This is a genomic window from Prochlorococcus marinus CUG1438, from assembly GCA_017644325.1.
In the GTDB taxonomy this organism is placed as follows: Bacteria; Cyanobacteriota; Cyanobacteriia; order PCC-6307; family Cyanobiaceae; genus Prochlorococcus_A; species Prochlorococcus_A marinus_AA.
This window is the reverse complement of record JAEPLS010000002.1, coordinates 274,538-296,398: the sequence shown is the minus strand read 5'-3', so window position 1 is coordinate 296,398 and position 21,861 is coordinate 274,538. Positions and strand designations below refer to the sequence as shown.

At 28.4% G+C, this 21,861-nt stretch carries 32 protein-coding genes and 1 tRNA gene; 10 read left to right on the top strand and 23 right to left on the bottom strand.

What is annotated here, in order from left to right:
- Positions 1-330: 330 nt before the first annotated feature.
- The 3 genes from JJ847_07595 to JJ847_07585 form a co-directional block, all read right to left on the bottom strand.
- Positions 331-648, bottom strand: coding sequence for a DUF3303 domain-containing protein (locus tag JJ847_07595; protein MBO6960748.1), 318 nt, complete (start codon positions 646-648; stop codon positions 331-333).
- An 89-nt stretch (positions 649-737) separates the two neighbouring features.
- On the bottom strand, positions 738-890 hold the full coding sequence (locus JJ847_07590) for a hypothetical protein (protein MBO6960747.1): 153 nt from the start codon (positions 888-890) through the stop codon (positions 738-740).
- A 430-nt stretch (positions 891-1,320) separates the two neighbouring features.
- A complete protein-coding gene (locus tag JJ847_07585; GenBank protein ID MBO6960746.1) occupies positions 1,321-1,797 on the bottom strand; it encodes a GNAT family N-acetyltransferase in 477 nt (158 codons plus the stop codon).
- Between the two features lie 20 nt (positions 1,798-1,817).
- Between JJ847_07585 and JJ847_07580 the strand changes: the two genes are divergently transcribed.
- Positions 1,818-2,498, top strand: coding sequence for a peptidase E (locus tag JJ847_07580; GenBank protein MBO6960745.1), 681 nt, complete (start codon positions 1,818-1,820; stop codon positions 2,496-2,498).
- Between the two features lie 25 nt (positions 2,499-2,523).
- Here the strand turns inward: JJ847_07580 and JJ847_07575 are convergent, their stop codons facing one another.
- Entirely contained in the window at positions 2,524-2,928 is a 405-nt protein-coding gene (locus JJ847_07575) for a hypothetical protein (protein MBO6960744.1), read from the bottom strand.
- A 159-nt stretch (positions 2,929-3,087) separates the two neighbouring features.
- Here JJ847_07575 and JJ847_07570 point away from each other — a divergent pair, with 159 nt between their 5' ends.
- Genes JJ847_07570 through JJ847_07560 form a run of 3 tightly spaced genes read left to right on the top strand, consistent with a single transcriptional unit; the run spans position 3,088 to position 5,333 of the window.
- The gene (locus JJ847_07570; protein ID MBO6960743.1) at positions 3,088-3,321 is read left to right on the top strand and encodes a hypothetical protein; all 234 of its coding nucleotides are present in this window, start codon (positions 3,088-3,090) and stop codon (positions 3,319-3,321) included.
- Positions 3,322-3,351: 30 nt separating this feature from the next.
- Positions 3,352-4,155, top strand: coding sequence for a hypothetical protein (locus JJ847_07565; GenBank protein ID MBO6960742.1), 804 nt, complete (start codon positions 3,352-3,354; stop codon positions 4,153-4,155).
- 20 nt (positions 4,156-4,175) lie between these two features.
- Complete coding sequence (locus JJ847_07560; GenBank protein ID MBO6960741.1) at positions 4,176-5,333, top strand: NAD(P)-binding protein; 1,158 nt, start codon at positions 4,176-4,178, stop codon at positions 5,331-5,333.
- On the opposite strand, the gene JJ847_07555 is transcribed toward JJ847_07560, so the two are convergent.
- Positions 5,330-5,923 carry an AAA family ATPase gene (locus JJ847_07555; protein MBO6960740.1) on the bottom strand — a complete coding sequence of 198 codons (594 nt, stop codon included), beginning with the start codon at positions 5,921-5,923 and terminating at the stop codon, positions 5,330-5,332. The genes JJ847_07560 and JJ847_07555 overlap by 4 nt on opposite strands.
- A gap of 273 nt (positions 5,924-6,196) precedes the next feature.
- Here JJ847_07555 and JJ847_07550 point away from each other — a divergent pair, with 273 nt between their 5' ends.
- A complete protein-coding gene (locus tag JJ847_07550; GenBank protein ID MBO6960739.1) occupies positions 6,197-6,553 on the top strand; it encodes a helix-hairpin-helix domain-containing protein in 357 nt (118 codons plus the stop codon).
- Between the two features lie 73 nt (positions 6,554-6,626).
- On the opposite strand, the gene JJ847_07545 is transcribed toward JJ847_07550, so the two are convergent.
- The 7 genes from JJ847_07545 to JJ847_07515 all read right to left on the bottom strand — a co-directional run bounded on the left by JJ847_07545 (position 6,627) and on the right by JJ847_07515 (position 9,191).
- Complete coding sequence (locus tag JJ847_07545; protein MBO6960738.1) at positions 6,627-6,803, bottom strand: 30S ribosomal protein S21; 177 nt, start codon at positions 6,801-6,803, stop codon at positions 6,627-6,629.
- 85 nt (positions 6,804-6,888) lie between these two features.
- On the bottom strand, positions 6,889-7,347 hold the full coding sequence (locus JJ847_07540) for a nucleoside 2-deoxyribosyltransferase (protein MBO6960737.1): 459 nt from the start codon (positions 7,345-7,347) through the stop codon (positions 6,889-6,891).
- Entirely contained in the window at positions 7,344-7,739 is a 396-nt protein-coding gene (locus JJ847_07535; GenBank protein ID MBO6960736.1) for a phosphoribosyltransferase, read from the bottom strand. The genes JJ847_07540 and JJ847_07535 overlap by 4 nt, the downstream gene beginning before the upstream one ends.
- A 1-nt stretch (position 7,740) precedes the next feature.
- Complete coding sequence (locus tag JJ847_07530) at positions 7,741-7,926, bottom strand: hypothetical protein (protein ID MBO6960735.1); 186 nt, start codon at positions 7,924-7,926, stop codon at positions 7,741-7,743.
- 74 nt (positions 7,927-8,000) lie between these two features.
- Positions 8,001-8,504 carry a josephin gene (locus tag JJ847_07525; GenBank protein ID MBO6960734.1) on the bottom strand — a complete coding sequence of 168 codons (504 nt, stop codon included), beginning with the start codon at positions 8,502-8,504 and terminating at the stop codon, positions 8,001-8,003.
- Between the two features lie 204 nt (positions 8,505-8,708).
- A complete protein-coding gene (locus JJ847_07520) occupies positions 8,709-8,933 on the bottom strand; it encodes a hypothetical protein (GenBank protein MBO6960733.1) in 225 nt (74 codons plus the stop codon).
- A 36-nt stretch (positions 8,934-8,969) separates the two neighbouring features.
- Complete coding sequence (locus JJ847_07515) at positions 8,970-9,191, bottom strand: hypothetical protein (GenBank protein ID MBO6960732.1); 222 nt, start codon at positions 9,189-9,191, stop codon at positions 8,970-8,972.
- A gap of 219 nt (positions 9,192-9,410) precedes the next feature.
- Between JJ847_07515 and JJ847_07510 the strand changes: the two genes are divergently transcribed.
- Positions 9,411-9,755, top strand: coding sequence for a hypothetical protein (locus tag JJ847_07510; GenBank protein ID MBO6960731.1), 345 nt, complete (start codon positions 9,411-9,413; stop codon positions 9,753-9,755).
- Positions 9,756-9,763: 8 nt separating this feature from the next.
- Positions 9,764-9,958: a hypothetical protein gene (locus JJ847_07505; GenBank protein ID MBO6960730.1), complete on the top strand. Its 195-nt coding sequence runs from the start codon at positions 9,764-9,766 to the stop codon at positions 9,956-9,958.
- Between the two features lie 86 nt (positions 9,959-10,044).
- On the opposite strand, the gene JJ847_07500 is transcribed toward JJ847_07505, so the two are convergent.
- A complete protein-coding gene (locus JJ847_07500) occupies positions 10,045-10,386 on the bottom strand; it encodes an HNH endonuclease (protein MBO6960729.1) in 342 nt (113 codons plus the stop codon).
- A 138-nt stretch (positions 10,387-10,524) separates the two neighbouring features.
- On the opposite strand from JJ847_07500, the gene JJ847_07495 reads away from it, so the two are divergent.
- Both JJ847_07495 and JJ847_07490 read left to right on the top strand, forming a co-directional pair.
- Positions 10,525-11,337, top strand: coding sequence for a sulfite exporter TauE/SafE family protein (locus JJ847_07495; GenBank protein MBO6960728.1), 813 nt, complete (start codon positions 10,525-10,527; stop codon positions 11,335-11,337).
- Between the two features lie 448 nt (positions 11,338-11,785).
- Entirely contained in the window at positions 11,786-12,013 is a 228-nt protein-coding gene (locus tag JJ847_07490; GenBank protein ID MBO6960727.1) for a hypothetical protein, read from the top strand.
- A gap of 269 nt (positions 12,014-12,282) precedes the next feature.
- Here the strand turns inward: JJ847_07490 and JJ847_07485 are convergent, their stop codons facing one another.
- The 10 genes from JJ847_07485 to JJ847_07440 form a co-directional block, all read right to left on the bottom strand.
- A complete protein-coding gene (locus JJ847_07485; GenBank protein MBO6960726.1) occupies positions 12,283-13,077 on the bottom strand; it encodes an ABC-2 family transporter protein in 795 nt (264 codons plus the stop codon).
- Entirely contained in the window at positions 13,074-13,868 is a 795-nt protein-coding gene (locus JJ847_07480) for an ABC-2 family transporter protein (protein MBO6960725.1), read from the bottom strand. Before JJ847_07480 ends, JJ847_07485 begins: the two co-directional genes overlap by 4 nt.
- Complete coding sequence (locus JJ847_07475) at positions 13,868-14,854, bottom strand: ABC transporter ATP-binding protein (GenBank protein MBO6960724.1); 987 nt, start codon at positions 14,852-14,854, stop codon at positions 13,868-13,870. The genes JJ847_07480 and JJ847_07475 overlap by 1 nt, the downstream gene beginning before the upstream one ends.
- A 69-nt stretch (positions 14,855-14,923) precedes the next feature.
- The gene (locus tag JJ847_07470; GenBank protein ID MBO6960723.1) at positions 14,924-15,310 is read right to left on the bottom strand and encodes a DUF2862 domain-containing protein; all 387 of its coding nucleotides are present in this window, start codon (positions 15,308-15,310) and stop codon (positions 14,924-14,926) included.
- A gap of 69 nt (positions 15,311-15,379) precedes the next feature.
- Positions 15,380-15,526, bottom strand: a complete 147-nt coding sequence (locus JJ847_07465) for a hypothetical protein (GenBank protein MBO6960722.1) — start codon at positions 15,524-15,526, stop codon at positions 15,380-15,382.
- Positions 15,527-15,891: 365 nt separating this feature from the next.
- Positions 15,892-15,968, bottom strand: a tRNA-Met gene (locus JJ847_07460).
- A gap of 45 nt (positions 15,969-16,013) precedes the next feature.
- Positions 16,014-16,979 carry an asparaginase gene (locus JJ847_07455; GenBank protein MBO6960721.1) on the bottom strand — a complete coding sequence of 322 codons (966 nt, stop codon included), beginning with the start codon at positions 16,977-16,979 and terminating at the stop codon, positions 16,014-16,016.
- Positions 16,980-17,474, bottom strand: a complete 495-nt coding sequence (locus JJ847_07450; GenBank protein MBO6960720.1) for a CGLD27 family protein — start codon at positions 17,472-17,474, stop codon at positions 16,980-16,982.
- 9 nt (positions 17,475-17,483) lie between these two features.
- Positions 17,484-17,828 (bottom strand): ribosome silencing factor, encoded by a 345-nt coding sequence (gene rsfS, locus JJ847_07445; GenBank protein ID MBO6960719.1) that lies wholly within the window; start codon positions 17,826-17,828, stop codon positions 17,484-17,486.
- Positions 17,818-18,456, bottom strand: coding sequence for a DUF3318 domain-containing protein (locus tag JJ847_07440; GenBank protein MBO6960718.1), 639 nt, complete (start codon positions 18,454-18,456; stop codon positions 17,818-17,820). The genes rsfS and JJ847_07440 overlap by 11 nt, the downstream gene beginning before the upstream one ends.
- A 108-nt stretch (positions 18,457-18,564) precedes the next feature.
- On the opposite strand from JJ847_07440, the gene carB reads away from it, so the two are divergent.
- Positions 18,565-21,861, top strand: a complete 3,297-nt coding sequence (gene carB / locus JJ847_07435; GenBank protein MBO6960717.1) for a carbamoyl-phosphate synthase large subunit — start codon at positions 18,565-18,567, stop codon at positions 21,859-21,861.

Here is a 21,861-nt window from a genome sequence, read left to right as displayed (position 1 = left end):
CTATTGAAACTGCAATAATGAGGAGACCTGATGCCATACCCCCTTCTTTAAATGCCATATTGTTTATTATTTTTTATTCATATTAGAACATATCTGATTCAAAGTAATAGTTCTAATTACTCATAAATTATCCAAATTTATTATTTATTGTAAATAAAAGCAAAAATATGGAACTTAATGAGATGATAAAACCAAATATTATTAGTGGTGTAGATCTGACGTTTTCTTCTCGCTTAGGTTTACTTTTTGAAGAAGATACATTTCTATCTTTTTTTTTATTAATAAGATTAGGAAAAGGTTTAATCACGATAAAATTAAGATTTAAGTTAATTACCCTAAGTTTTTGAACAACTCTTTATGGTAATCAACAACATTTTGACAACTTATTACAGGAGTAAATTCCATGTGAATGCCGAATTTGGCTCGCCATGGAGCAAAATGCTCAAATATTTCTTTATCACTATATGCCTTACATAAACAAACTACTCTCCCTTCTCCTGGAGCATGCACTCTAAATAACATTTCAAATTTGTCTGTTTTATCTGATTTCGCCATTTCACCATTTTCCCAGGATTCCACAAATAACTGATAAGCTTTTACTTGATTTTCAATATCTGGAAATTGACAGTCAGCAAGAAATAATTGCATAAGATTTATTTATATTTAGCTTATTATCCTTCAAAAACTTGTTTATTTATAAGACTGTTTTAATTTGAAGATCAGAAATGACATATTTTTTAAATAAAATGCGAGGAGATTATCTCTAGAAATTTACCAATATCTTTCTTATATAGACTATCAGTGATTTTTAAAGAGAATAATTCATAATCTTCTATTTCCGTTTTTTCATTTTCAAAATTAATATTTCCTCTTAATGAAAAATCTTTCATTAATATATTTATCTCTATTTAAAATTTAATCAAATACAAATAAAAGGCAAATTTCTTTACATTTTTTTATAAGAAGAATGGCTGATTTAATCAAGTAATGGTTATTTATTAAAGTTAAAAGTTAATTAATTTTTCAAAAATATAAAATAACGCATTTGTTATAGAAAAAATTACTGTTAAGAAGGAGGCAAAAACTGGTAATAAATTAAACCATAATTGGGAAGTTGTCATTTTAGAATCGATAGGCATTAATTTTGTTCTTTTCTTAATTCTTATTTGTACCCAAAAAATAGATAATGGATAAACAATTTTTGAAAAAGAAATTAAAAAAGGATGCAAACTACCTTTGTTTGAATACAATATAAATCCTGAAAAAAAATATAAAGACCAAATTAGCATCCTTTTAATCAGAATTATCCCCTTATTCTTTTTAAACATTTATTTGATTTATAATTTTAGTCATTTTATATCTTTCAAAAAGATTATTATTTATAGTTACTTTTTCTTTACGAATTATTTCCCAGTCATTTTTAAGAAATAATTTATAGCTTATCAAGCTAGCTTCAGTTGAAAGCAAATTTAAACCCTCTCTTTTCGCATCATCTTCAATTTTATTAAGTAACATAGAACCGCAACCTTTTCTCTGGAATTTACCTTTACAGTAAAATAAAGCAATTCTATTTTTGGGGTATCTAGTGGCAAAAGCAATAATTATTCCCTCTTCGCTTAAAAGCCATCCTTTTCCATGATTGACTGACTTCTCAAATATTGGATTGTCCCAGGCTTGGCTTGACCAAGCCCTTTTTTGTTCTTTACTATATATTTTTTCATCTATTGATTGAATTGAATCAAAATAAACCTTTTTTAATTCAAGTTGATCTTTAATGGTAATTTGTCTTAAATTCATAAACAATTCATTTGTTTAATATGGTTAGTAAAAATATAATCGCAATTGGGGGAGGTGGGTTCGGCCGTTCTTTAGGAACACTTGAAATTGAAAAATATATAATTTCTTTAATTAGTAAAAAAAGACCAAAAATTTGCTTTATCCCGACAGCTTCTGGCGACAGTGATTTATATAAACTAAATTTTTACAGAGCATTTTCTAAGCTTAACTGTATACCCAGCCATATTGATTTTTTCTCTAGAACAGAGAACTTAAAAGAGAAAGTTTTAACTCAGGATATTATTTATGTTGGAGGAGGAAATACAAAAAGTATGTTAGCAGTTTGGAAAGAATGGAATTTACCCGAAATCTTACAAAGTGCTTATGAAAAAGGAATTGTATTGAGTGGTGTAAGTGCTGGAGCTATTTGTTGGTTTGATAAAGGAATAACTGATTCTTTTGCAAAAAAATTGGCGATTATAGACTGCTTGGGAATTGTTGATGGTATAGCTTGTCCACATTTCGATGAAGAAATAGAAAGGGAACCTTATGTTAATAAGGTTATTAATAGTGAAATTATTAAATCCTGTATTTGTATTGAGGGCAATTGTGCCCTACATATCAAAAATAATGTTGAATATTTCTCAATAGATTTCGGTAATGGTAAAAAATGTTATAGAGTTTTTAAAGAAAAAAATACTTTAAAGAAAGTAATCCTTTAAAAGAAATAATATTTATAAATATTTTTTAGATCTCTTCATTTTTTGAGATGGATGTAAATTCAATTCCTTTGTACTTTACAAATGATGCTGTCCATACTTCTTTAGATAGATTCCCAAGGTATTTTAAAAATTGTTGTGTGTCCCCGTCTCTTATCCATTCAGATTTAATAAATGGAAGTTCTTTCTGCATTCTTTTAGGATGCATATGCACCAAAAGTAAGCCTCTATCTTCAGAGGCTCTTTTCAAAGCTCCCTCATCACTCCTTTGAAAAACTCTAAGAAGAAGATTTAGAATTACCTCCCCTCCAAGTTTCTTGAAATTTTCTGGCTCCTCTAAATTATCTTTAATTTCTTTTCCTCCAAGTGGCATTGCTCTTATTAGGTTTTGCTCTATTAATGCTATTGCAATTAGATAATCTTGGCTTGCCATATTCTTTAAAATACTTTTTAAACATTCTAACCTCTCGAGTTCATCAAAACATTTTATGGTTATGTGATTTGATAAAAACGTAGAAATTAATTAAATATTTCCTTTTTAACTTGTTGATTTGCGTTTTAATTATATTATTTGAGCATATTATTTTTTAATATGAAATATTTTTTGTTTCTATTTTCAGGGATTTTTGCAGGTCTTTATTTATCTTGGCCTGGAATATTAACTTTAAAGAACTGGAGATGTTTCAATGAGGTTCTTGGAAAATCAGTAGAAGATAAAATTTCTATAAAAGCCTTATTAGAGATTTCTCCTAGCTATTTTATTAAGAGTAAGAATGAAAGTATGCCCTCAAAAATACGTATCGTAGCTGATGCATGTTTTCGTTAATATTTACGTAACGCATTTACACCATAATTGATGATTAATAATTTAAGATTTGAATTGACATTTAAAAATATTTCTCAGTTAGAAAATAAGCTAAATTTTTGCAAATTTAATAAAATAAGAAACATTAATATTCCCTGCAAGGATCCTATTAAAAAGGATTTGTTTAACTCGACTATCAAATATATATCAAAGAACTTCCAAGAATTGAATGTAACTTATCATTATAGTCTTTATCATCAATACTCTAAAAACACAGAAAAATCATATAAAGAATTTTTAGATTTTTTAAAAAATTCTTATTCAAATAGAAATTATGATATTCTTCTTGTATCAGGATCAAATAAGAAAAAAAACTTTGATACAATTAATGTTTTAAGTTATATAAAAAGAGAAAAAGATATAAAAGTTAAATTAGGTGTAGCCTATAATCCCTACCTAAAAAAATACTATGATGTATTTTCAGAAAGAGATAGATTTGATAGAAAATTTTCTTCAGGATTAGTAAATTCAATTTGGTTTCAATATGGAACAGATATTAATGTGCTTAATAGTGAATTGAATTATCTTAAGAACACACCAAAATTTCAAAAATTAAATCTATTTGGAAGTTTATTAATCCCTTCAAAACAATTTATTGCTAGGTTTAAATTTCGTCCTTGGAAAGGGGTTCATATCTCAGAAAAGTGTTTATCTTCTCTAGGAGATTTTTATGATTTCACAAGAGATTTAGTTTGTTTCTATAAAAATAACAATATCACTCCTGTTATTGAAACTGATTTTACATCCTCTGAAAAACTTAACTCAGTTTATAGTTTTTTAGAAAATGTAAGATAATTCCCATTAATTTCAGAGTTATGAAAAGTGCTTTAAAATATGACTTATTGATAATTGGTGGAGGAATTTCTGCATGTGTTTTTGCTTCAAAATATCTTGAAAATAATATTTTAAAAAAAGTAGCATTAATTGAAGTTGGGCGTGGACTTGGAGGGAGGTCAAGCACAAGAAAAAGTAAAAAATTTGAAGGATGGAAACTAAACCACGGTTCTCCTAATTTAAATATAGTTAATAGCAAGAATAATATTTTATTAAAAAGTTTTATTAATGAATTATTGGAAAATAAATTAATTAAAATTGATGATTCAGAATTATTTTCTTTAGGTGAGTTTTCTAATTCAGAATTAATAAAAAAAAATGAATTTTGTTGTGGTGTTAATTATATTTCTTTGTCTTCTATGAGTGAATTATCTGAAAAGATAATTGATCGAAATAACTTAAATCGGAAGATTGATTTTTATTTTGAAACTTTAATACTTGATTTGCAATTTTACAACGATGAATGGACATTAATATCTAAAAATGGAGAAATCTTTAAATCTAATTATCTTATCTGTTCAAGTAATTTGTTATTACATAAAAGATCAATAAAAATATTAAATTTAAATCAAATTCCTCTTAGGAAGGCTATTCCAAAAAATAATGATAAAAAAATTGATTCCCTTATAAACTTTCTAGATAAACAAACTTTTATTCCAAGGATGACTTTTTTAATTTATACAAATAAGAATTATAGTTATAAAGATTTTTATTCAAAAAAAAATAGGTATTTTTATTTAAGAAAAAATCTAGAAGATAAATATAAATTTGAACGAGTTATTTTCGAACTTCACGAAAATAATAAGCTAGGAATAGTAGTACATTCAAAAAATATAGAATTTGTTAATTCTTGTATAAATACAAAAGACGAAGTCTTAATTAAACAAAAATTATTTAAAAATTTTAATGAATTGTTTGAGGGGAATTCTTTAGTTAATCAATTAACTTGCAATGAGAATATATCTATTATGAAATGGAGAGCTTCACAACCTTCTGGATATCCCGTCCCATTATCTTTACAATTTAGTAGAAAATATAAAATTGGATTTTGCGGAGATTGGTTTGAAGGTTGCGGATTTGGTCGGATTGAAGGCTCAATTTTAAGTGCTTTAACACTAGCTAAAATTTTTAAAAATTAATCAAACAATTTTTTAAGTATTTGTTCAATATTAGTATTTCTAGTAATAATGAATACATTTTTATTTTTTATACAACTATTTTTAGATTTCTTGTAATAAATATCCCACGATTTTATAAAATCATTTTTAGCTATTTTTACTGCCTTTCCCCTTTCTTTAAAGTCCCTTTTAAGAACTCTTTTCATGCACTCATTTTTACTGATTTTTAATTCCAAAAGAAAATAGTTTTGATTATGTAAAGTGGTTGATAATTCTTTGGCAAAAATACCCTCGATAATTAAAAAATTAATATTATTCGTATCGTTGTAGAAATTTTCTATTTTTTTCTTTTTGAAATCATAAGAACGCTCATATTTTGAAATTCCATTTTTCACAATATAATAAAAGTCTTTTTTAAATAGTCTATAGTTAAAACTTATGTCTCTATCAAAATAACCTTCTATGAATTTTGATAATAATTTACTTAATAACCCTGTTTTATAGTAATTATCGGTACTTAAAACAATACCATTTTTAACTTTTTCGATTATTTTTTTTGATAACGTTGTCTTACCACTACCAGAAGGGCCGCTTATAAATATAAGTTTCATTTCTTATTTTCTTCAATCTATTAATATCCTAATTTTACTATTCGTAGATACTTTTGATTTTAAAAAGTTGATTTTTCCCTTTGCTTAATATAAATAGATTAATTTAAAATCGTTCGCGATGGCTTTTAAGCTTGCATTAATATTAAATATGTGTCTTTATATAAATGTAAATAAATTAACTTTATTCAATTATTTATATTTTTTTAATTAATTCCTCTCGGAATTTGATAATATATTAAAATTGAAGTTTAATTTTATTACTTAAATATTTAAATGATTACTAAATTTCTAAGTAAACTAAAATCGATCTTATTTAAAAGTGCAGTATCCTCTGAAACTCCTTTAAAGAAAGAAAAAGCACCTGCTAAGTCTGCAAAATCTTCAAAAACAAAAACGAAAGCAAAAACAAAAACAAAAACAAAAACAAAAACAAAAACAAAAACAGCTAATTCAAAGAAGAATATTGAAACCTTGGCTACACTTCCAGGTGTAGGAGTTAAAAGTGCTAAGGCTTTGTATGAAGCTGGTTTTAAAACGACCAAATCTGTTATTGCTGCAGATGAAAAAGAACTTCTTGCAGTATCAGGAGTTGGAATAAATCTTGTTAAAAAGTTAAAGAAGCTTAAATAATTTAATATCTGATTTTAGTCTGTAAAAGTAAATAAAAAAGAGTTTTTTCTCTTCTTATAAGTAGAGATTAAACCTACCTTCTTCTTGCTTTTCTTCTTTGCTGTAACTTTCTTTTATACTTTTCAATTGGAGTTTCATGATGTCTAAGTCTTTTTAAATCTGCAAAAATTCCCGATTTAGATACTTGTCTTTTAAATCTTCTAAGGGCAGATTCAATCCCCTCGTTTTCTCCAACTGTAACTTGTGTCAAAATTCTTTAAATAAAATTAATTATAACATCCTATCAGAGTTAATCTGAATTTAAAATTTTAACTCGAGTTTGAGGTTAATTTGGTCTATTTTTTTGCCCATTCCACAAACCCTTTTTTATTGCTTTTTATATCTTGTAAGGATTCAAAATAATATTTTTTCCAATTATCTCTTGGCAATCCAAGAAATAACATAAGATTTAATGGGTATTCGTTGCTATCTGAACAATTTCTAAAATCATCTCTAAATAAAAAAATTACCTTTTTTAAAGCAATAGCAATACCTAATTCAATCATCACCCCTTCATCAGGAGGTGTTCCATTAACAATAGCAAAAATACAATCGCATTTTTTAAGATCATTGAAATTACTTCTTGCTAGTTCATATGCCCATTCTCCTTCCTTTTTTGATATTTGTTGAGTCCTCTCAAAAGGTTCATAAACTTCTATATTTAAATCATTGAAAATATTATTAAATTCATATAAGAGTTTTTTGGTTTGTTTTGAAAACCCATATGAATTTGCTAAGTATAATTTCTTTTTCAAGTTAAACCTCTTTTTTTTAGGTACTCTTTTTGGTCATTTTGTGCATTCAAAGTGTTTTCCCACGGAAAAACTATCCATTCATTTTTTCTAGATATAAATACAGTATTCCACCAAGTAGGTTTTATTTTACTAAATAATACAAAAAACATTGCTCCCTCAATATTTTTGAAGGTATTTAATGTAAAACCAGTTTCATAAATATCATCTACTATTAGGGAATTTTTTATTGGTTTTGAAATTAAATTTATTTTTAATTTATGACTAAGTGCTACAGCAAGACATAAGCCACCACGAGGAACACCATATATTCCAGAAAGTTCTAAAAACTTACATTTATTGGCAATATATTCTACGCTTTCATCAAATTCACTCCAAGTAAAATAATTTATCATCTTAATTTTTGGTTTTGTCAGTTATGTTTGTGAAATTTGATGCAATTACACTCAAAAGCGCTACTATTTGCTCATTTGGGCAATTAGTATTTTTTTTTAAATTTTCACATTCTTTTATTATGTTGGCATAAGTATCCTCTACAATCCCGTTCATTTGTTCTTGACTGAAAGAATATGATTTATTCATGTTAATTTATTAGATAATTTTATTTTTACTTAATTTTCATGCGAAGTAAATATATTGATTAATTAAAAATGAAATTATTTCCACATAGGGTCATTTAGCTTTTCAACTCTATGGGAATTAGGTATGTATGAGTGTAAATTTTCGATTTTTAAGGCCCATTTTTTAGAATTTCCTTTTAAGCTTTCGCTATCAATTAGATTTTTTAGGGAAATTCTTTTTCTAATTTTAAGAAGGCCTATGCAAGTTTCCCATGCTTCTTGTTGTTTATAAATATCTAACCAAAAATCAAAAATACTTTCCAAGATATCTAGTGGTATATCTAAAGAAATTCCAATTGAAGGTCTTTCAATTAAATAATTTTTATTTCTTAGTTCATTGAACAAATTATTTATGTTCAAATCAATAGCGAAAAGAATATTTTTTGCTGATTCACTACCTATTAATTCTTTTCTATGGCAATCTAATAGGCTCTTATCATCCAGAATGTTTTCATCACAATTTTTGATCCCTACAATCCAAAAACCTTCTTCTTTCTTTACTCCACTAGCGAGGTATATATATTGAGTGGAATTCGTCAAAATCTTAAATCATTTATTCATTTTTAACATTTTTTGCTATTCATGAGAATCTTTTTACTTTATTTAAAGAAAAATAAATTTTCTGATGAAAATTTTGTAGTTATGGTCATTAGTGTTTGTCTTTAAAGAACTAAATTAATGTTTTTAGATCCCACTACGATTATTGACAAAAATATATTTTTATTAATAAAAAAATAAATATATTTATTTTTTCTTAGGAAATAATTTGCCAATTTTTTCTTGTTGAATGGACTCCTTTTTAGTTCTTATTTTTTTATCCTCTAATGATTCTTTATTCGTACTGACAGCATAAATTATGTAAAAAATCATCCCAGTAAATATTAGTCCCAAAAAAAGTATTAATATTCCTAAAGGTTCATTAGGACTGAAAATTTTGAGATCTAAAGTTGTATTTAGGGAGATTATCATCAATAAGTAAATTCTTTAAAGAACTTTTATTGAAATCTAATTGATTTCTTCGTAACCAAAGAATGTAGCATTATCAGAAGTTTTATAGCCATTAGCTGCTTCCTCTGGATTCTGACTATCAATTTTTCTTGCTTTAGCATGAATCATGTTGAATGGGAAAATCACAGCTCCAACAAAAAAATGAAGTATTAAAAAGTCTGATGGTAGTCCGTTTGTCCAGTCAGGAAAAAATAGTAGTGTCATCAATGATTCGTACATATAAGTAGTCAAATAAACCTCAGACTATTATTGCTGAACTTATTGCAATACTTTTAATATTTAATAAATTGAAATTTATTTTGCTTTGTTTAATTTAGAAATTTAATTGAAAAGCCAAAAAAATAAACTATTATATACCTTATGAGCATTGATAAAAAGCTATTGTTTAAGATCTTTTTTTGTTTTTTTTTCTTTTTAGTTTATTTATTTAATCCGCCAATGGGATTAGCATTTGATACGTCAGATCCCAGCGTTAGCCTACTACAAAATAGAATCTCTAATAATTTCTCGAGAAAATATTGCAAGGCTATTCAAAACGGTTTTTCTAAGGATGAAGCAATGAAATCAGCTATTGTAAAAACAGAAAACATTATTTCTTTTTCTTACAATCCACAAAAAAAATGGATTGAAAAAGATGATTTAGCAAATCAAATTTCTTTGCAAGTAATAAATGATTGCGGATGGTCATTTGGATTAATTGGAAAGGAGGGGGTGGATTATTTTAAATCTTATTTTTTAGAGGTTTACGAAAAAACTACTCCTGATAAAAATTTTTCTAGGTAGGTAATCTTATGAATAATATTCCAGACAAATTTGTAATGACAATAATATTGATCACGATATTTTTTGTGTTTGGATTAATTTTTTCAGTAAAATCTCCTGAGAGAAAAGTTATAGATTCTCCAATCATGTGGAAGGAAGATTACTCTAATATTGCAATTTTCAGGAGCTATAAAATAAATTCCGAAGCAATAAGAATTATTTAAACAAATTTCATTAATTACTAAATTAAGAGGCTTAATTGAAACCTGACAAAGAATATCTAGATTCAAAATCAATTGCTAATTTATTTTTAATTTATATAGTTCAAAAGAACTTTCGCCAGTCTTAAATCATCGTTAAACCATGCTCTTATGGCCATAGCCCTTCTAGGATCATAAAATTTCTGTTTTCTATACCAACCAAGAACCTCTAAATCTGATTTATTCCCATTACACGATAAACAACATGGCACGCAATTACTTGTGTTGCTCCCACCCCCCTTTGACATTGGATGAAGGTGATCAAGTGATTCTGATGGTTTGCCGCAATAAATACATTTATAGTTAGTAAGTTTATGAAGTGATTCTCTCCAGCTTTTATTATTTACCTTGGGACACAGCTGATCAAGATAAATTGCATCTTGTCTATGCATAATATTCTTGACAATATTTTTTGATAATAACAGTTTTTATTAATTTATGATTGATGAAGAGATGATAATAAGATGCAGTCCAACATTTACTTTTAAAATGAAAATATTTAATTATAGAAAAATTAAACTTTAGATTAAATGCTTTATTTATTAATAACATCAGTAGATAGTGTTTCTCATTCTTTATATAAAAGTATTTTTATTTTTTTGATTTCCTTCTTTTCTAATACTTTTTCAGCAATTTCTGGAGGTGGGGCAGGATTACTTCAATTACCAGCATTGATTTTATCTGGTATTCCTTATTATCAGGCTCTTGCTGGTCATAAATTAGCTACTGTGGCACTAGGAATAGGCGGTTCATTAAGAAATCGTAAGTCTCTTAGTAATGATAAATATATTGCAGGGCAAATCTTAATTTTTGGATTGCCAGGAGTGATTTTTGGGGCTTCTATAATTGAATATATTTCCGAAGAATATTTATACTTATTTTTAGGAATAATTTCGATATTCTTGGCTTTTTACACGTTCCTTAAATCAGAATTAGGTATATCGTCTGGAAATATTAACATTAATTTATCTAATAAAATTAGATTTTTAATTTTTATTTTCCTAATAGGAATTTTGAATGGTTCTATTTCTTCGGGCACTGGATTACTTGTAACAATACTTTTAATCAAATCATTTGGAATGGATTTTCTTCGAGCTGTAAGTTTGACTTTCTTAACTGTTGGAATTTTTTGGAATCTTACAGGTGCAATTTTTTTGAGTAAAGTAGGATCAATTTCTCCAATGATATTAATAATATTAATATTTGGCTCTTTTACAGGAGGATATTTTGGAGCTCACTTGTCCAATTTAAAAGGAAATAGGCTAATTAAGAAAACGTTTATGACTGTTTGTTTTTTTGTTGGTATAGGCCTTTTGATTAAATCCATTAATATTTTTTTATAGATTAACTGATTGAAAATATCAATTAAGTTTTAGTTAGAAAAAGACCAGCAGTTGCTACAACAGTTAATGATGATCAATTCATTTTTCTAATAAACTCACGTTTTGATTAGAAACTTATTGAATTTAAAATACTTTTAGTTGGAAATATTGCAAAAAAAAAAGGGCCTCATAACTATGAGGCCGGGTGATGGGGAACCTTATTTTTAAACCAATTTCCAGAAAAAAGCAACCCCCTATCCATAGCGCTAGTCAAATCGTCATGACACGCTACAGATAGTGCTTAAAAAATTATCATCTTTGTTAGGTTTGAATTTATGACATATTTTCGTAATTCTTATTTTTTTTGAATTTATTCTATTTCGAGATTTCAAGTGATTTTGAAATTAACCTTGTTAAAAAATTTATGCATTGTATTATTCGTAAGGGCTTTATTAATTAAAAAGCTTTAATGATTGAATTAACTTTGATAACTCTATTAAATTATGTTGGAGATAATTTCTGTGAATATAGAAATTTAGGCCATGATAATTATAAATCTTTACTTCTTTCCTACAGTGATGCAAGTAATAAGTTTGGACCATTAGAGGTTAAAAAGGTTATTGAGAAGTCAAAAAATTTTAAAGTTACAGCTGTTGCAATTGCCGCAATTAAGTGTCCTCAACATATAGTTGAATGATGAAGTTTGAATTGAAAACTGAAAGTGATAATTATTTAAAGTCATTTTCACATTTTTTTTCTATTATTTTTAGTTTTTCTCTAATAATCATATTATTTAATTTAACAGTCAAATTAGGAATCATTTCTAAAAATTATCAAATTGAGTACATCTGTAAAAAACTATCTGTTGATAAATCTACAATAAATTTTAAGAAATTATCTAAACTTTCTAAACTTAACTCTAAACAAAGAGTTTGGGAGTTTTGTAGAGAGATTATTAAATAATATTTAGCTTGAAGCTGATGTGTAGAATTTCAATGCGAATAGCCAGAACCTTCTAGAGCAAAACAAAAATATAATAGCAACAATAATTTCAAGCAATATTTCCCATAATTTAGAGAGTCCCAGAAAAACTTCAGAAGGTATGGTAGTTATAAATGCAATAGGAATAAATATACTAAAGAATATTCTTAGAGAAAATGAAAAAGAATTTAATGGAAATCTTCCAATGTAAAGGAAAGACCTTAATACTTCTGTAGCATTCCATGTCTTTACAAACCAGATTGTAGTTGTAGAAATAAAAAACCATAAACTATATAAGATACAAATAGAGCATATGATCGTAATGAAGGATAGGGCCATAAAAAGCAAATTTATATTAATTTGATTTATTTTGATGCAATATAACAATAGGCAGAATCCAAGCATTATTTCTAAAAAGCCAGAAGGGGTTATTTTTTTTAATGAAATATAAAATTGACTATCAATAGGTTTTAAAAGTACGAAATCTAATGTTCCTTCCCTAATATGTTTAACTATTTCCGTAAGATTTGGATTGAACCATGTATTAGTTATTCCATTTAAAATTGTATAAATGCCTTGAATTATTAGTGCCTGTTTAAATTCCCAACCTCCAATACTGTCATTGTTTTGAAAGAAAATTGATAATAAAAAAATACTCCCTATTAAACTTAAAATTGCGGTAATTAAGTCAATTAATATATTTGTTTTATACTCCATTTCAGAAGCTAAAGAAGTATGTAAAAATTTTGTATAAACTTTTAAATATTTTTTAAAATTCATGATCCCATAGCAGTATATTTTTTCGTTCCTTCAGCCCAGATTTTTTTAAATAATGGAAAAAGAAGAAGAATCCATAGAATTTGCATACCTAATCCTCCAACAAAATTTGTTTCATTACCTGATAATAAGTTCGCAGGAAAATCAATTAGATATGGAAAAGGAGTTAAATAAATCCATGATTTAACATATCCAGGAAATGAAACTACAGGAGCTAAAAGGCCTGATAGAAATAAAGTTGGAATAAATAATAATCTTTCAATTGATGATGCTTTTTCTGTCCAGAAACATAAACATGCAATTATTGACTGAATTAAAAATTGAATTATAAAAGAAAAAAATGTTGATAATATTGATAAAGACAAAATAACTATATTAGGAATCCATATACTTTCTGGATTAAAAATAAAAAAGAATGATGCTATTAGTAATGCAAAAGGGAATCTTGTTATTTGTTCAGCAAGATGTTGCGCAAAATATCTGAAAAATGGATTTAAAGGTTGAATTAAGTAAGGAGATACTTTCCCCAGAAGAGAATCTTCTTCAAAGCTAAATACAACCCAAACTACAGAAAACTGTCTAACAAAGAAAGCACACAAAAAATATCTAGAAAGCATAATATCACTAATGTTTATGGAGTCATTAAGGTTATTTTTTGTCCATATATTTAACATAAAGAAAGGGATAATTCCTGAAATAGCCCATAAAGCAATCTCTACGCGATATTCCAACATATTTGAATATTGAATCTTTAATAAGGTGAAAATTTTATGATTTATCCAATTAGATTTCATTATCTTTTTTTTATTAATATTTTCCCAATGATTTCATCTATTGGTGGTTCATTTATATAAATGTCTTCAATATCAAAGTTATTTAAAATAGTTTTTAATGAAGAGGTAATAGAGTTATTTTCTACTTTTATAGTTATTTCATTTTTTGTTTTATTTTTAACAATAAAACCTGAATTTTCTAATTGAGTTGCATCTTCTTCTGAATGACAAACTATTGATATCTCTTTTACAGGAGAGAGCTTTTTTAATAATAGATCTAGTTCTCCATCATATGAGATGGAACCATTGTCAACGCATATAACTCTTTTGCATAGTGATGTAATGTCTTTCATGTAATGACTCGTGAGACATATCGTTGCATTTGTTTCCTGATTATATTTTTGTAGGAATTGTCTTAAATTTCTCTGTGCATTAATATCTAAACCGAGTGTAGGTTCGTCTAAAAATAAAATATTTGGTTCATGTATTAAAGCTGCAAGTAATTCTGACTTCATACGTTGTCCTAGAGATAGTTTTCTAACAGGTATAAAAAGCTCATCATCAATCTCAAGCATATTTGATAATTTTTTGATTCTTCTTTCTGCTTCTCTTCTATTCAATTCGTATATTGATGCATTCAAATAAAATGATTCAATTGGTGGAAGATCCCAAATAAGTTGTTGTTTTTGGCCCATTATTAGGGTGATATTCTTTAGGAAATTTTTTTTTCTCATATATGGTAGATAGCCTGAAACTTTAATTGACCCTTCACTTGGATAAATTAAGCCACAAAGCATTTTTAAAATTGTAGTTTTTCCAGCGCCATTTGCCCCTAAGAAACCTACAATTTCTCCCTCTTTGATTGCAAAATTTATATTTTTTATAACTTTTAAACTTTTTGTCTTTCTTCTAAAAAAATGTTTAATAGTGCCTTTTAATCCTTGTTCTTTGGAAGAGATGTCAAATGACTTAGACAAATTTCTTACTTCAATAATATTTTTTTCCATTTAAGTTTTTGAATTTTTTAGATTTCTGGTTTATTTGAACCATTTATTATTTAAAAAAATTTAGATTATTTAGAAAATATCTCTAAACGATACTATTAGCCATAAAAAAAAGTTAATTGGGTTAAGCAAATCACTAACTTTATTTTTATTTTCATACTTCAATAATCTCAAAGTATTTAATATAAAGTTATCTCCTTCTTTGTCACATATTTTTTCTATTTTATTACCATTTTCGTCGAGAATATCAATTTCGTTTTCAAAAAACCATTGCTCTTTTCCATTGGATAATTGCAAGACTACACCAATACCTTTACCATCAGTTATTCTAAAATCAATTATTTTACCCAGTGAAGAGACATTTATGGCATCAATTATTTCTTTAGTTAATCGATCTTTTGATAATTCTAAACTTACTTGAACTGAATCACCAATTTTTGCATTGTCTAAAATTGACATTTTTAGGTCATTATACCTACTCACTAAACAAAAATGTGTTAATTCTTGATTATTGATTTATTTTTACAATTAAGTATTTTTGAATATTGTTTCGAGAACCTTTTTTATTGTGATGGTGAATATTCTTAAGAAGACAAAAAACAAACCTAACCATCCTAATATAACTGCCAAAGATAACATACTAGAACCAAGATCTCGTTGTAGTAAATTTTGCATTAATTTATTAATTATATTGATTTCACTTTAGTTCAATACATTTCTTATTCAATAAGGTAAGTGTTAAGTTTCTACTTTTTTAAACTTTTTTATGAGACTATTTAATAGAAATGATTTATGAGTTAAGGTTATAATTAGTAATTTAATTGAATATCTTGGAACTATCTTTAAACTCTTACATTGGGATAATTTTTATCATTATTGGCTTAGTAGTTAGAGTTGATTTTAAGTTTTCGATGCAAAATGATCTTTAATAATTTTTTGTATGCCACTAATATTTAGATATGTATTCTGATAATTTATAAAAATTTTTTAATTTCTGTAACTAATTGCAAAAACAAAAAGCAGCCTAAAGCTGCTTTAGATGGTGGCGGGGGGGAGATTTGAACTTCCGACCTTCGGGTTATGAGCCCGACGAGCTACCAGACTGCTCTACCCCGCGTCATATACATAGCATACATCTGAAAGGGTTCATTTTTCTATTTTTTTAGGATTCTTGGAATTTTAACTGTCCTTGAACTTCAATACGCACTCCTTCGGAAAAATTAAAGACCTTATCTTCAATATCTTGAATTCTTAGGTCAGATATCCATTCTAATTGTTTTAATAAGTGAAGACTCACAGCATGTTTTGCTCTTTTAGAACCATCTTCTACTTTTAAAGCTAATCCTATACCTTCATTCACTTTGCAAAGACACTGTATTCCTTCTGCACCTCCTTTACCTATGACTTGTCCATGAGAAGCCTTAATTATTTCAGTGTCAAATCGATTGTTATCACCAATCATAATTGCGTTATTTGTCATAGCTCTACTTATTTGCTCTAATTCTGCATTATCCGAACTGCTTAGAAGAGAATATAACTTAGACATCTCTACAAGCTTCATATAAAGGGTTGGCGCGCCGCAATCATCTCGTTCAGCTTTTATTTCCGAGCTGGGAATTTCAAGCAATTCGGAAACAATTCTGAATATTTCTATTTGAAGTGGATGATCCCCTTTTAGGTAACTCTCTAGTGGCCAATTAAACTTTTTACATGTTGCAAGGAAAGCAGCGTGTTTACCTGAACAATTATGTTCTAATGGACTTGATTTTGATTTTGGACATTTTAAATTATTAACGTCGATATCATATTCCCATAAAATTTTGAAGGCTTCCCTTGAATGAATTTTCGAACCACTATGTGAACCGCATGCTAATGCGATTGATTTTGAAGCATTATTAATTTTTGATGCTGCTCCACTACTGACAAAAGGTATTGCTTGAAATGGTTTTAATGCTGATCTAATGAAACTTTTATATTCTGGATTTCCTGCACACATTAAAACCCTTCCTTTTTTATCGCTGATAACAGCATGAATTTTATGTATTGACTCAATGTTCGAACCTCTCATTAAAGTTGCTTGTAGAGGAGGATTATTTGATGTGTAGAGATTTTTGAAGTTTGAACTCATTTAAAAATGGTTATATTGAAAAAGTAAAATTCCTGATAAAGCTAAAATTGAGAAGAGAGAAAAGATTTGAATTAAATTGTTTAAAATAGGCTTAACTTCAATTGAGGCAATAAGTGATTCTTTTTCTTTTAAAACTAATGGCTTTATCCACACTTGACCGTCATACCAGCCAGATTCTTCGTACTCGACTTTTTCAGAAGTCAATCTTTTAAAAACATGCTTCCAACCCAGGTATAACCTTATAGAAATTAAGAGGGGTATAGCTAGGCTGCTAAATAAACTTAATAAAACATACTTTAATATAGAAGTTTTAAAATATATACTTCCAGAAGAAATAATGACAAATAAAACAAAAGTAGCTATCCAGAATTTAATCAATACAAGAACTAGTAATTGTTTAGTTTTTGGCCAAGAAAAAATTTTAGATTTTGATAATTCAATGAATTCATTTGTCGGTTGTTGTTCCCTAGGGACTGGACAATTAGATTCGTTCATAATGACCATTTATGGGAATGTAAGATAGTCTCCATTACTCCAAAATGATTCAAGATCATAATATTTTCTAATGTCTGGCTGAAAAATATTAACAATCAAATCACCATAATCAAGTAGAGCCCATTTTGCCTCGGTAACTCCTTCTTTCCTTATTGGTTCAACTTTAGCCTTTTCTCTTAATTCGCCCTCCACTGAGTTAGTTATAGATCTAACCTGAACATCAGATAATCCCTCAGCAATTAATATCCATTCACTTATGAAGGAGACTTTATCAATTTTTATAAGTTTTATATCTTTAGCCTTTTTTACATCACAAGCTTTAGCTGCCATCAAAACTAAAAGTTTATTGTCCATATACATTTTCGCTTGATACTGATTGCTCTGAACCTTCCTGCTGAGATAATTCTGCTCTGGCCTTTTCAGCACTTTTTCTTAAGGCATCTAATCTGTCCTCAAAGATGCTTCTTTTTTTCTTTTTTCTAGTTTTTTCAATTAACTCCTTTAATGCTCCTCCAAGACTTTTATAAGCATTTGGAATACTATAACCAAATCTACAAGCAAGATCTATAGCTCTTTCATCTGCAGAAATAGCATCCTGTAGTTTTTTTTCAGAATTATTCTTTAGATATAATCTATACCCCGCAAAACTTGATAACCCAAGAGCAAGTAATAAGAGTAATCCATCTTGAACCCATAACTCGCCAATTGCTCCTCCAAGCCCTATGGCAAGAGCAGCCATTTCCCAACCGTCTCTAGGTATTGCGTCATTTTGAATCTTCCCTACTTCGTGCCAAAATAATAAGTTTCTATGATCAATTGCAAAATTGTCCCATTCATCTAAATCTATTTGTATTTCTACTTCATCACGACCTATTTCCTCAAGTGTTATTAAAGGTGGATCGATTGCAGCGGCAGCTTCAATAAACACCCAACTTTCATTCTCTGGAGGCAACAAACTTTTAAGTCGTTGAAGTTCGCTCATAAAAAATTAATTTCTTTCAATACTATAGAAACAAATGTTGCTTTTCAAGTAACTTGATTAACATCTGATGATTTATAAGTAGCATGAAATAAATAAAGGTTTTAAATTATGCCTCAAAGAGGTGATCTTAAAAAAATTCTTATTCTAGGTTCAGGCCCTATTGTTATAGGGCAAGCTTGCGAATTTGATTACTCTGGAACCCAAGCATGCAAAGCTTTAAGAAAAGCTGGTTATGAAATTATCTTGATAAATTCGAATCCGGCTTCAATAATGACTGATCCTGAAATTGCTAGCAAAACATATATTGAGCCATTAACTCCTGATATAGTTTCTCAGATTATTTTAAAAGAAAAACCTGATGCAATTCTTCCCACAATGGGGGGTCAAACTGCTTTGAATCTAGCAGTTAAATTATCCGAATCAGATTTCTTAAATAAAAACAATGTTGAATTAATTGGTGCTGATTTAAGAGCTATTAATAAGGCAGAAGATAGAAAATTATTTAAAGAATCTATGGAAAAAATAAATGTAAATGTATGTCCATCTGGTATAGCGTCTAACTTGACTGAAGCTAGAGATGTATCAAAAGAAATTAATTCATACCCACTCATAATAAGACCAGCATTTACTTTAGGTGGAGTTGGAGGTGGGATTGCTTATAATCTCGAAGAATTTATCGAATTGTGTAATACAGGCTTGGAGGAAAGTCCTAGTAATCAAATATTGATTGAAAAATCACTTATTGGATGGAAAGAATTTGAATTAGAGGTCATGAGAGACACAGCTGATAATGTTGTAATAGTTTGCAGTATTGAAAATTTAGATCCAATGGGTGTCCACACTGGAGATTCAATTACTGTAGCTCCAGCACAGACCTTAACAGATAAGGAATATCAAAGACTGAGAGACTTATCCATAAAAATTATTAGAGAGGTAGGAGTAGAAACTGGAGGTAGCAATATTCAATTTGCAATAAATCCAATTGATGGTGAGGTAATTGTAATAGAGATGAATCCTCGTGTGAGTAGATCTTCTGCTTTGGCAAGTAAAGCGACTGGATTTCCCATAGCCAAGATTGCAGCTTTATTATCTGTAGGCTATACACTTGATGAGATTATAAATGACATAACAAAAAAAACTCCTGCATGTTTTGAACCATCAATTGATTATGTCGTTACCAAAATTCCTAGGTTTGCCTTTGAAAAGTTTAAAGGATCATCAAATACATTAAGTACTGCTATGAAGTCCGTTGGTGAGTCAATGGCAATCGGACGTTCTTTTGAAGAATCATTTCAGAAAGCATTAAGGTCCTTAGAAGTGAATATTTATGGATGGGATTGTGATTCGATAGATGAAATTAAGAACGATAATGATTTGCAGACTAGTTTAAGAAACCCCACATCTGAAAGAATTCTCATAATTAAAAAAGCAATGCAGCTTGGAAAAACTAATTCTTTTATCCATGAAGTTACAAATATTGATTTATGGTTTATCGAAAAATTACGCAATATCTTTAATTTTGAAAATTGTTTTTTGAAAAATAAAGAACTTTTCAGTCTGAATAGAGATTTGATGTTGCATGCAAAACAATTGGGTTTCGCAGATCAACAGATCGCTAGTTTAACTAATTCCGATTTTTTTGAAGTAAGGAGGCACAGAAAAAACCTTAATATAATACCAATTTATAAAACTGTAGATACTTGTTCAGCAGAGTTTTCATCCTCTACTCCTTATCATTATTCTACTTATGAAGAGCCTTTTATAAATTCAAATTCTCAAATTTTTGATAGCGAAGTTTCAAAAAATAATGAATCAAAAAAAATCATGATATTAGGAGGAGGTCCAAACAGAATTGGTCAGGGAATTGAATTCGATTACTGCTGTTGTCATGCTTCATATCAAGCCTCCGCGGATGGATACAACACAATCATGGTTAATAGTAATCCTGAGACTGTATCTACAGATTACGATACTAGCGATATTTTATATTTTGAGCCTGTAACCTTGGAAGATGTGATCAACATAATAGAAGCTGAAAATCCTTATGGTTTGATTGTTCAATTTGGAGGTCAAACCCCATTAAAATTGTCGTTGCCTTTATTTGAGTGGCTTGAGTCTAATGATGGAATTAGAACTGGATCAAAAATACTTGGAACCTCGCCTATCTCAATTGATTTAGCAGAAGATAGAGAAGAATTTACAAAAATACTTCAGGAATTAAATATTAGGCAACCACTAAATGGAATAGCACGAAATCAAAATGAAGCACAAAAGGTTGCAAAAAATATTGGATTCCCCTTGGTTGTAAGACCTTCTTATGTTTTGGGAGGCAGGGCAATGGAGATAGTAAAAGATGAGCATGAATTATCAAGATATATTACTGAGGCAGTGAAGGTATCACCTGATCATCCAATTCTTCTTGATCAATATTTAAATAATGCTATTGAGATAGATGTTGATGCTTTATGTGATTCAGAAGGTTCAGTTGTAATTGCTGGTTTAATGGAACATGTTGAACCTGCAGGAATTCACTCGGGAGATTCGGCTTGCTGTTTACCTTCCATCTCTCTTTCAAAATCAACTCTAGATATTGTAAAAAATTGGACTAAATTAATCTCTAAAAGATTAAATGTTACTGGTTTAATTAATTTGCAATTTGCAGTGACAAATTTAAATAATAAAGAAAACGAGCTTTTTATTTTAGAAGCAAATCCAAGAGCTTCCCGAACAGTTCCATTTGTTTCAAAAGCTATAGGTAAACCTGTAGCTAAATTAGCTACCCAGTTAATGCAAGGCTTGACATTAGAAGAAGTTAATTTTACACAAGAAATTTCTCCAAAATATCAGGCAGTAAAAGAAGCTGTTTTGCCTTTTAAAAGATTTCCTGGATCTGATACGCTTCTTGGTCCTGAAATGAGATCAACTGGAGAAGTAATGGGTTTAGCTAAAGATTTTGGTATTGCTTATGCAAAGTCAGAACTGGCTGCAGGAAATGGCGTACCTTCTGAGGGAGTGGCTTTTTTGTCTACAAATGATTTAGATAAAAAATATCTTGAAGAAATTGCCGAGGAATTGTTGATTTTAGGATTTAAATTAATTGCAACGAAAGGTACAGCTTCATATTTAAATGATTTAGGCATTCAAGTTGAAGAAGTATTAAAAGTACATGAAGGGAGACCAAACATAGAGGACCTAATTCGTTCAGGACTTGTCCAATTAATAATTAATACTCCAATAGGATCTCAGGCACTTCATGACGACGCATACTTAAGACGTGCTGCTTTAGAGTACAATATTCCCACTTTCACTACTATTCCTGGAGCTAAGGCTGCCATAAAAGCAATAAAATCATTAAGAAGTAATAGAATTGATACCTACTCTCTGCAAGAAATACATAATTATTAA

Coding starts and splice junctions, on each gene's coding strand:
- carB (MBO6960717.1), top strand. CDS start 18,565: ATGCCTCAAAGAGGTGATCTTAAAAAAATTCTTATTCTAGGTTCAGGC.
- JJ847_07590 (MBO6960747.1), bottom strand. CDS start 890: ATGAAAGATTTTTCATTAAGAGGAAATATTAATTTTGAAAATGAAAAA.
- JJ847_07505 (MBO6960730.1), top strand. CDS start 9,764: ATGAATAATATTCCAGACAAATTTGTAATGACAATAATATTGATCACG.
- JJ847_07470 (MBO6960723.1), bottom strand. CDS start 15,310: ATGTCAATTTTAGACAATGCAAAAATTGGTGATTCAGTTCAAGTAAGT.
- JJ847_07550 (MBO6960739.1), top strand. CDS start 6,197: ATGATTACTAAATTTCTAAGTAAACTAAAATCGATCTTATTTAAAAGT.
- JJ847_07565 (MBO6960742.1), top strand. CDS start 3,352: ATGATTAATAATTTAAGATTTGAATTGACATTTAAAAATATTTCTCAG.
- JJ847_07480 (MBO6960725.1), bottom strand. CDS start 13,868: ATGAAATCTAATTGGATAAATCATAAAATTTTCACCTTATTAAAGATT.
- JJ847_07495 (MBO6960728.1), top strand. CDS start 10,525: ATGCTTTATTTATTAATAACATCAGTAGATAGTGTTTCTCATTCTTTA.
- JJ847_07490 (MBO6960727.1), top strand. CDS start 11,786: ATGATTGAATTAACTTTGATAACTCTATTAAATTATGTTGGAGATAAT.
- JJ847_07560 (MBO6960741.1), top strand. CDS start 4,176: ATGAAAAGTGCTTTAAAATATGACTTATTGATAATTGGTGGAGGAATT.
- JJ847_07585 (MBO6960746.1), bottom strand. CDS start 1,797: ATGAATTTAAGACAAATTACCATTAAAGATCAACTTGAATTAAAAAAG.
- JJ847_07580 (MBO6960745.1), top strand. CDS start 1,818: ATGGTTAGTAAAAATATAATCGCAATTGGGGGAGGTGGGTTCGGCCGT.
- JJ847_07475 (MBO6960724.1), bottom strand. CDS start 14,854: ATGGAAAAAAATATTATTGAAGTAAGAAATTTGTCTAAGTCATTTGAC.
- rsfS (MBO6960719.1), bottom strand. CDS start 17,828: ATGGACAATAAACTTTTAGTTTTGATGGCAGCTAAAGCTTGTGATGTA.
- JJ847_07595 (MBO6960748.1), bottom strand. CDS start 648: ATGCAATTATTTCTTGCTGACTGTCAATTTCCAGATATTGAAAATCAA.
- JJ847_07530 (MBO6960735.1), bottom strand. CDS start 7,926: ATGAATAAATCATATTCTTTCAGTCAAGAACAAATGAACGGGATTGTA.
- JJ847_07515 (MBO6960732.1), bottom strand. CDS start 9,191: ATGTACGAATCATTGATGACACTACTATTTTTTCCTGACTGGACAAAC.
- JJ847_07455 (MBO6960721.1), bottom strand. CDS start 16,979: ATGAGTTCAAACTTCAAAAATCTCTACACATCAAATAATCCTCCTCTA.
- JJ847_07500 (MBO6960729.1), bottom strand. CDS start 10,386: ATGCATAGACAAGATGCAATTTATCTTGATCAGCTGTGTCCCAAGGTA.
- JJ847_07570 (MBO6960743.1), top strand. CDS start 3,088: ATGAAATATTTTTTGTTTCTATTTTCAGGGATTTTTGCAGGTCTTTAT.
- JJ847_07555 (MBO6960740.1), bottom strand. CDS start 5,923: ATGAAACTTATATTTATAAGCGGCCCTTCTGGTAGTGGTAAGACAACG.
- JJ847_07465 (MBO6960722.1), bottom strand. CDS start 15,526: ATGCAAAATTTACTACAACGAGATCTTGGTTCTAGTATGTTATCTTTG.
- JJ847_07485 (MBO6960726.1), bottom strand. CDS start 13,077: ATGAATTTTAAAAAATATTTAAAAGTTTATACAAAATTTTTACATACT.
- JJ847_07440 (MBO6960718.1), bottom strand. CDS start 18,456: ATGAGCGAACTTCAACGACTTAAAAGTTTGTTGCCTCCAGAGAATGAA.
- JJ847_07510 (MBO6960731.1), top strand. CDS start 9,411: ATGGGATTAGCATTTGATACGTCAGATCCCAGCGTTAGCCTACTACAA.
- JJ847_07575 (MBO6960744.1), bottom strand. CDS start 2,928: ATGGCAAGCCAAGATTATCTAATTGCAATAGCATTAATAGAGCAAAAC.
- JJ847_07520 (MBO6960733.1), bottom strand. CDS start 8,933: ATGATAATCTCCCTAAATACAACTTTAGATCTCAAAATTTTCAGTCCT.
- JJ847_07450 (MBO6960720.1), bottom strand. CDS start 17,474: ATGAACGAATCTAATTGTCCAGTCCCTAGGGAACAACAACCGACAAAT.
- JJ847_07535 (MBO6960736.1), bottom strand. CDS start 7,739: ATGATAAATTATTTTACTTGGAGTGAATTTGATGAAAGCGTAGAATAT.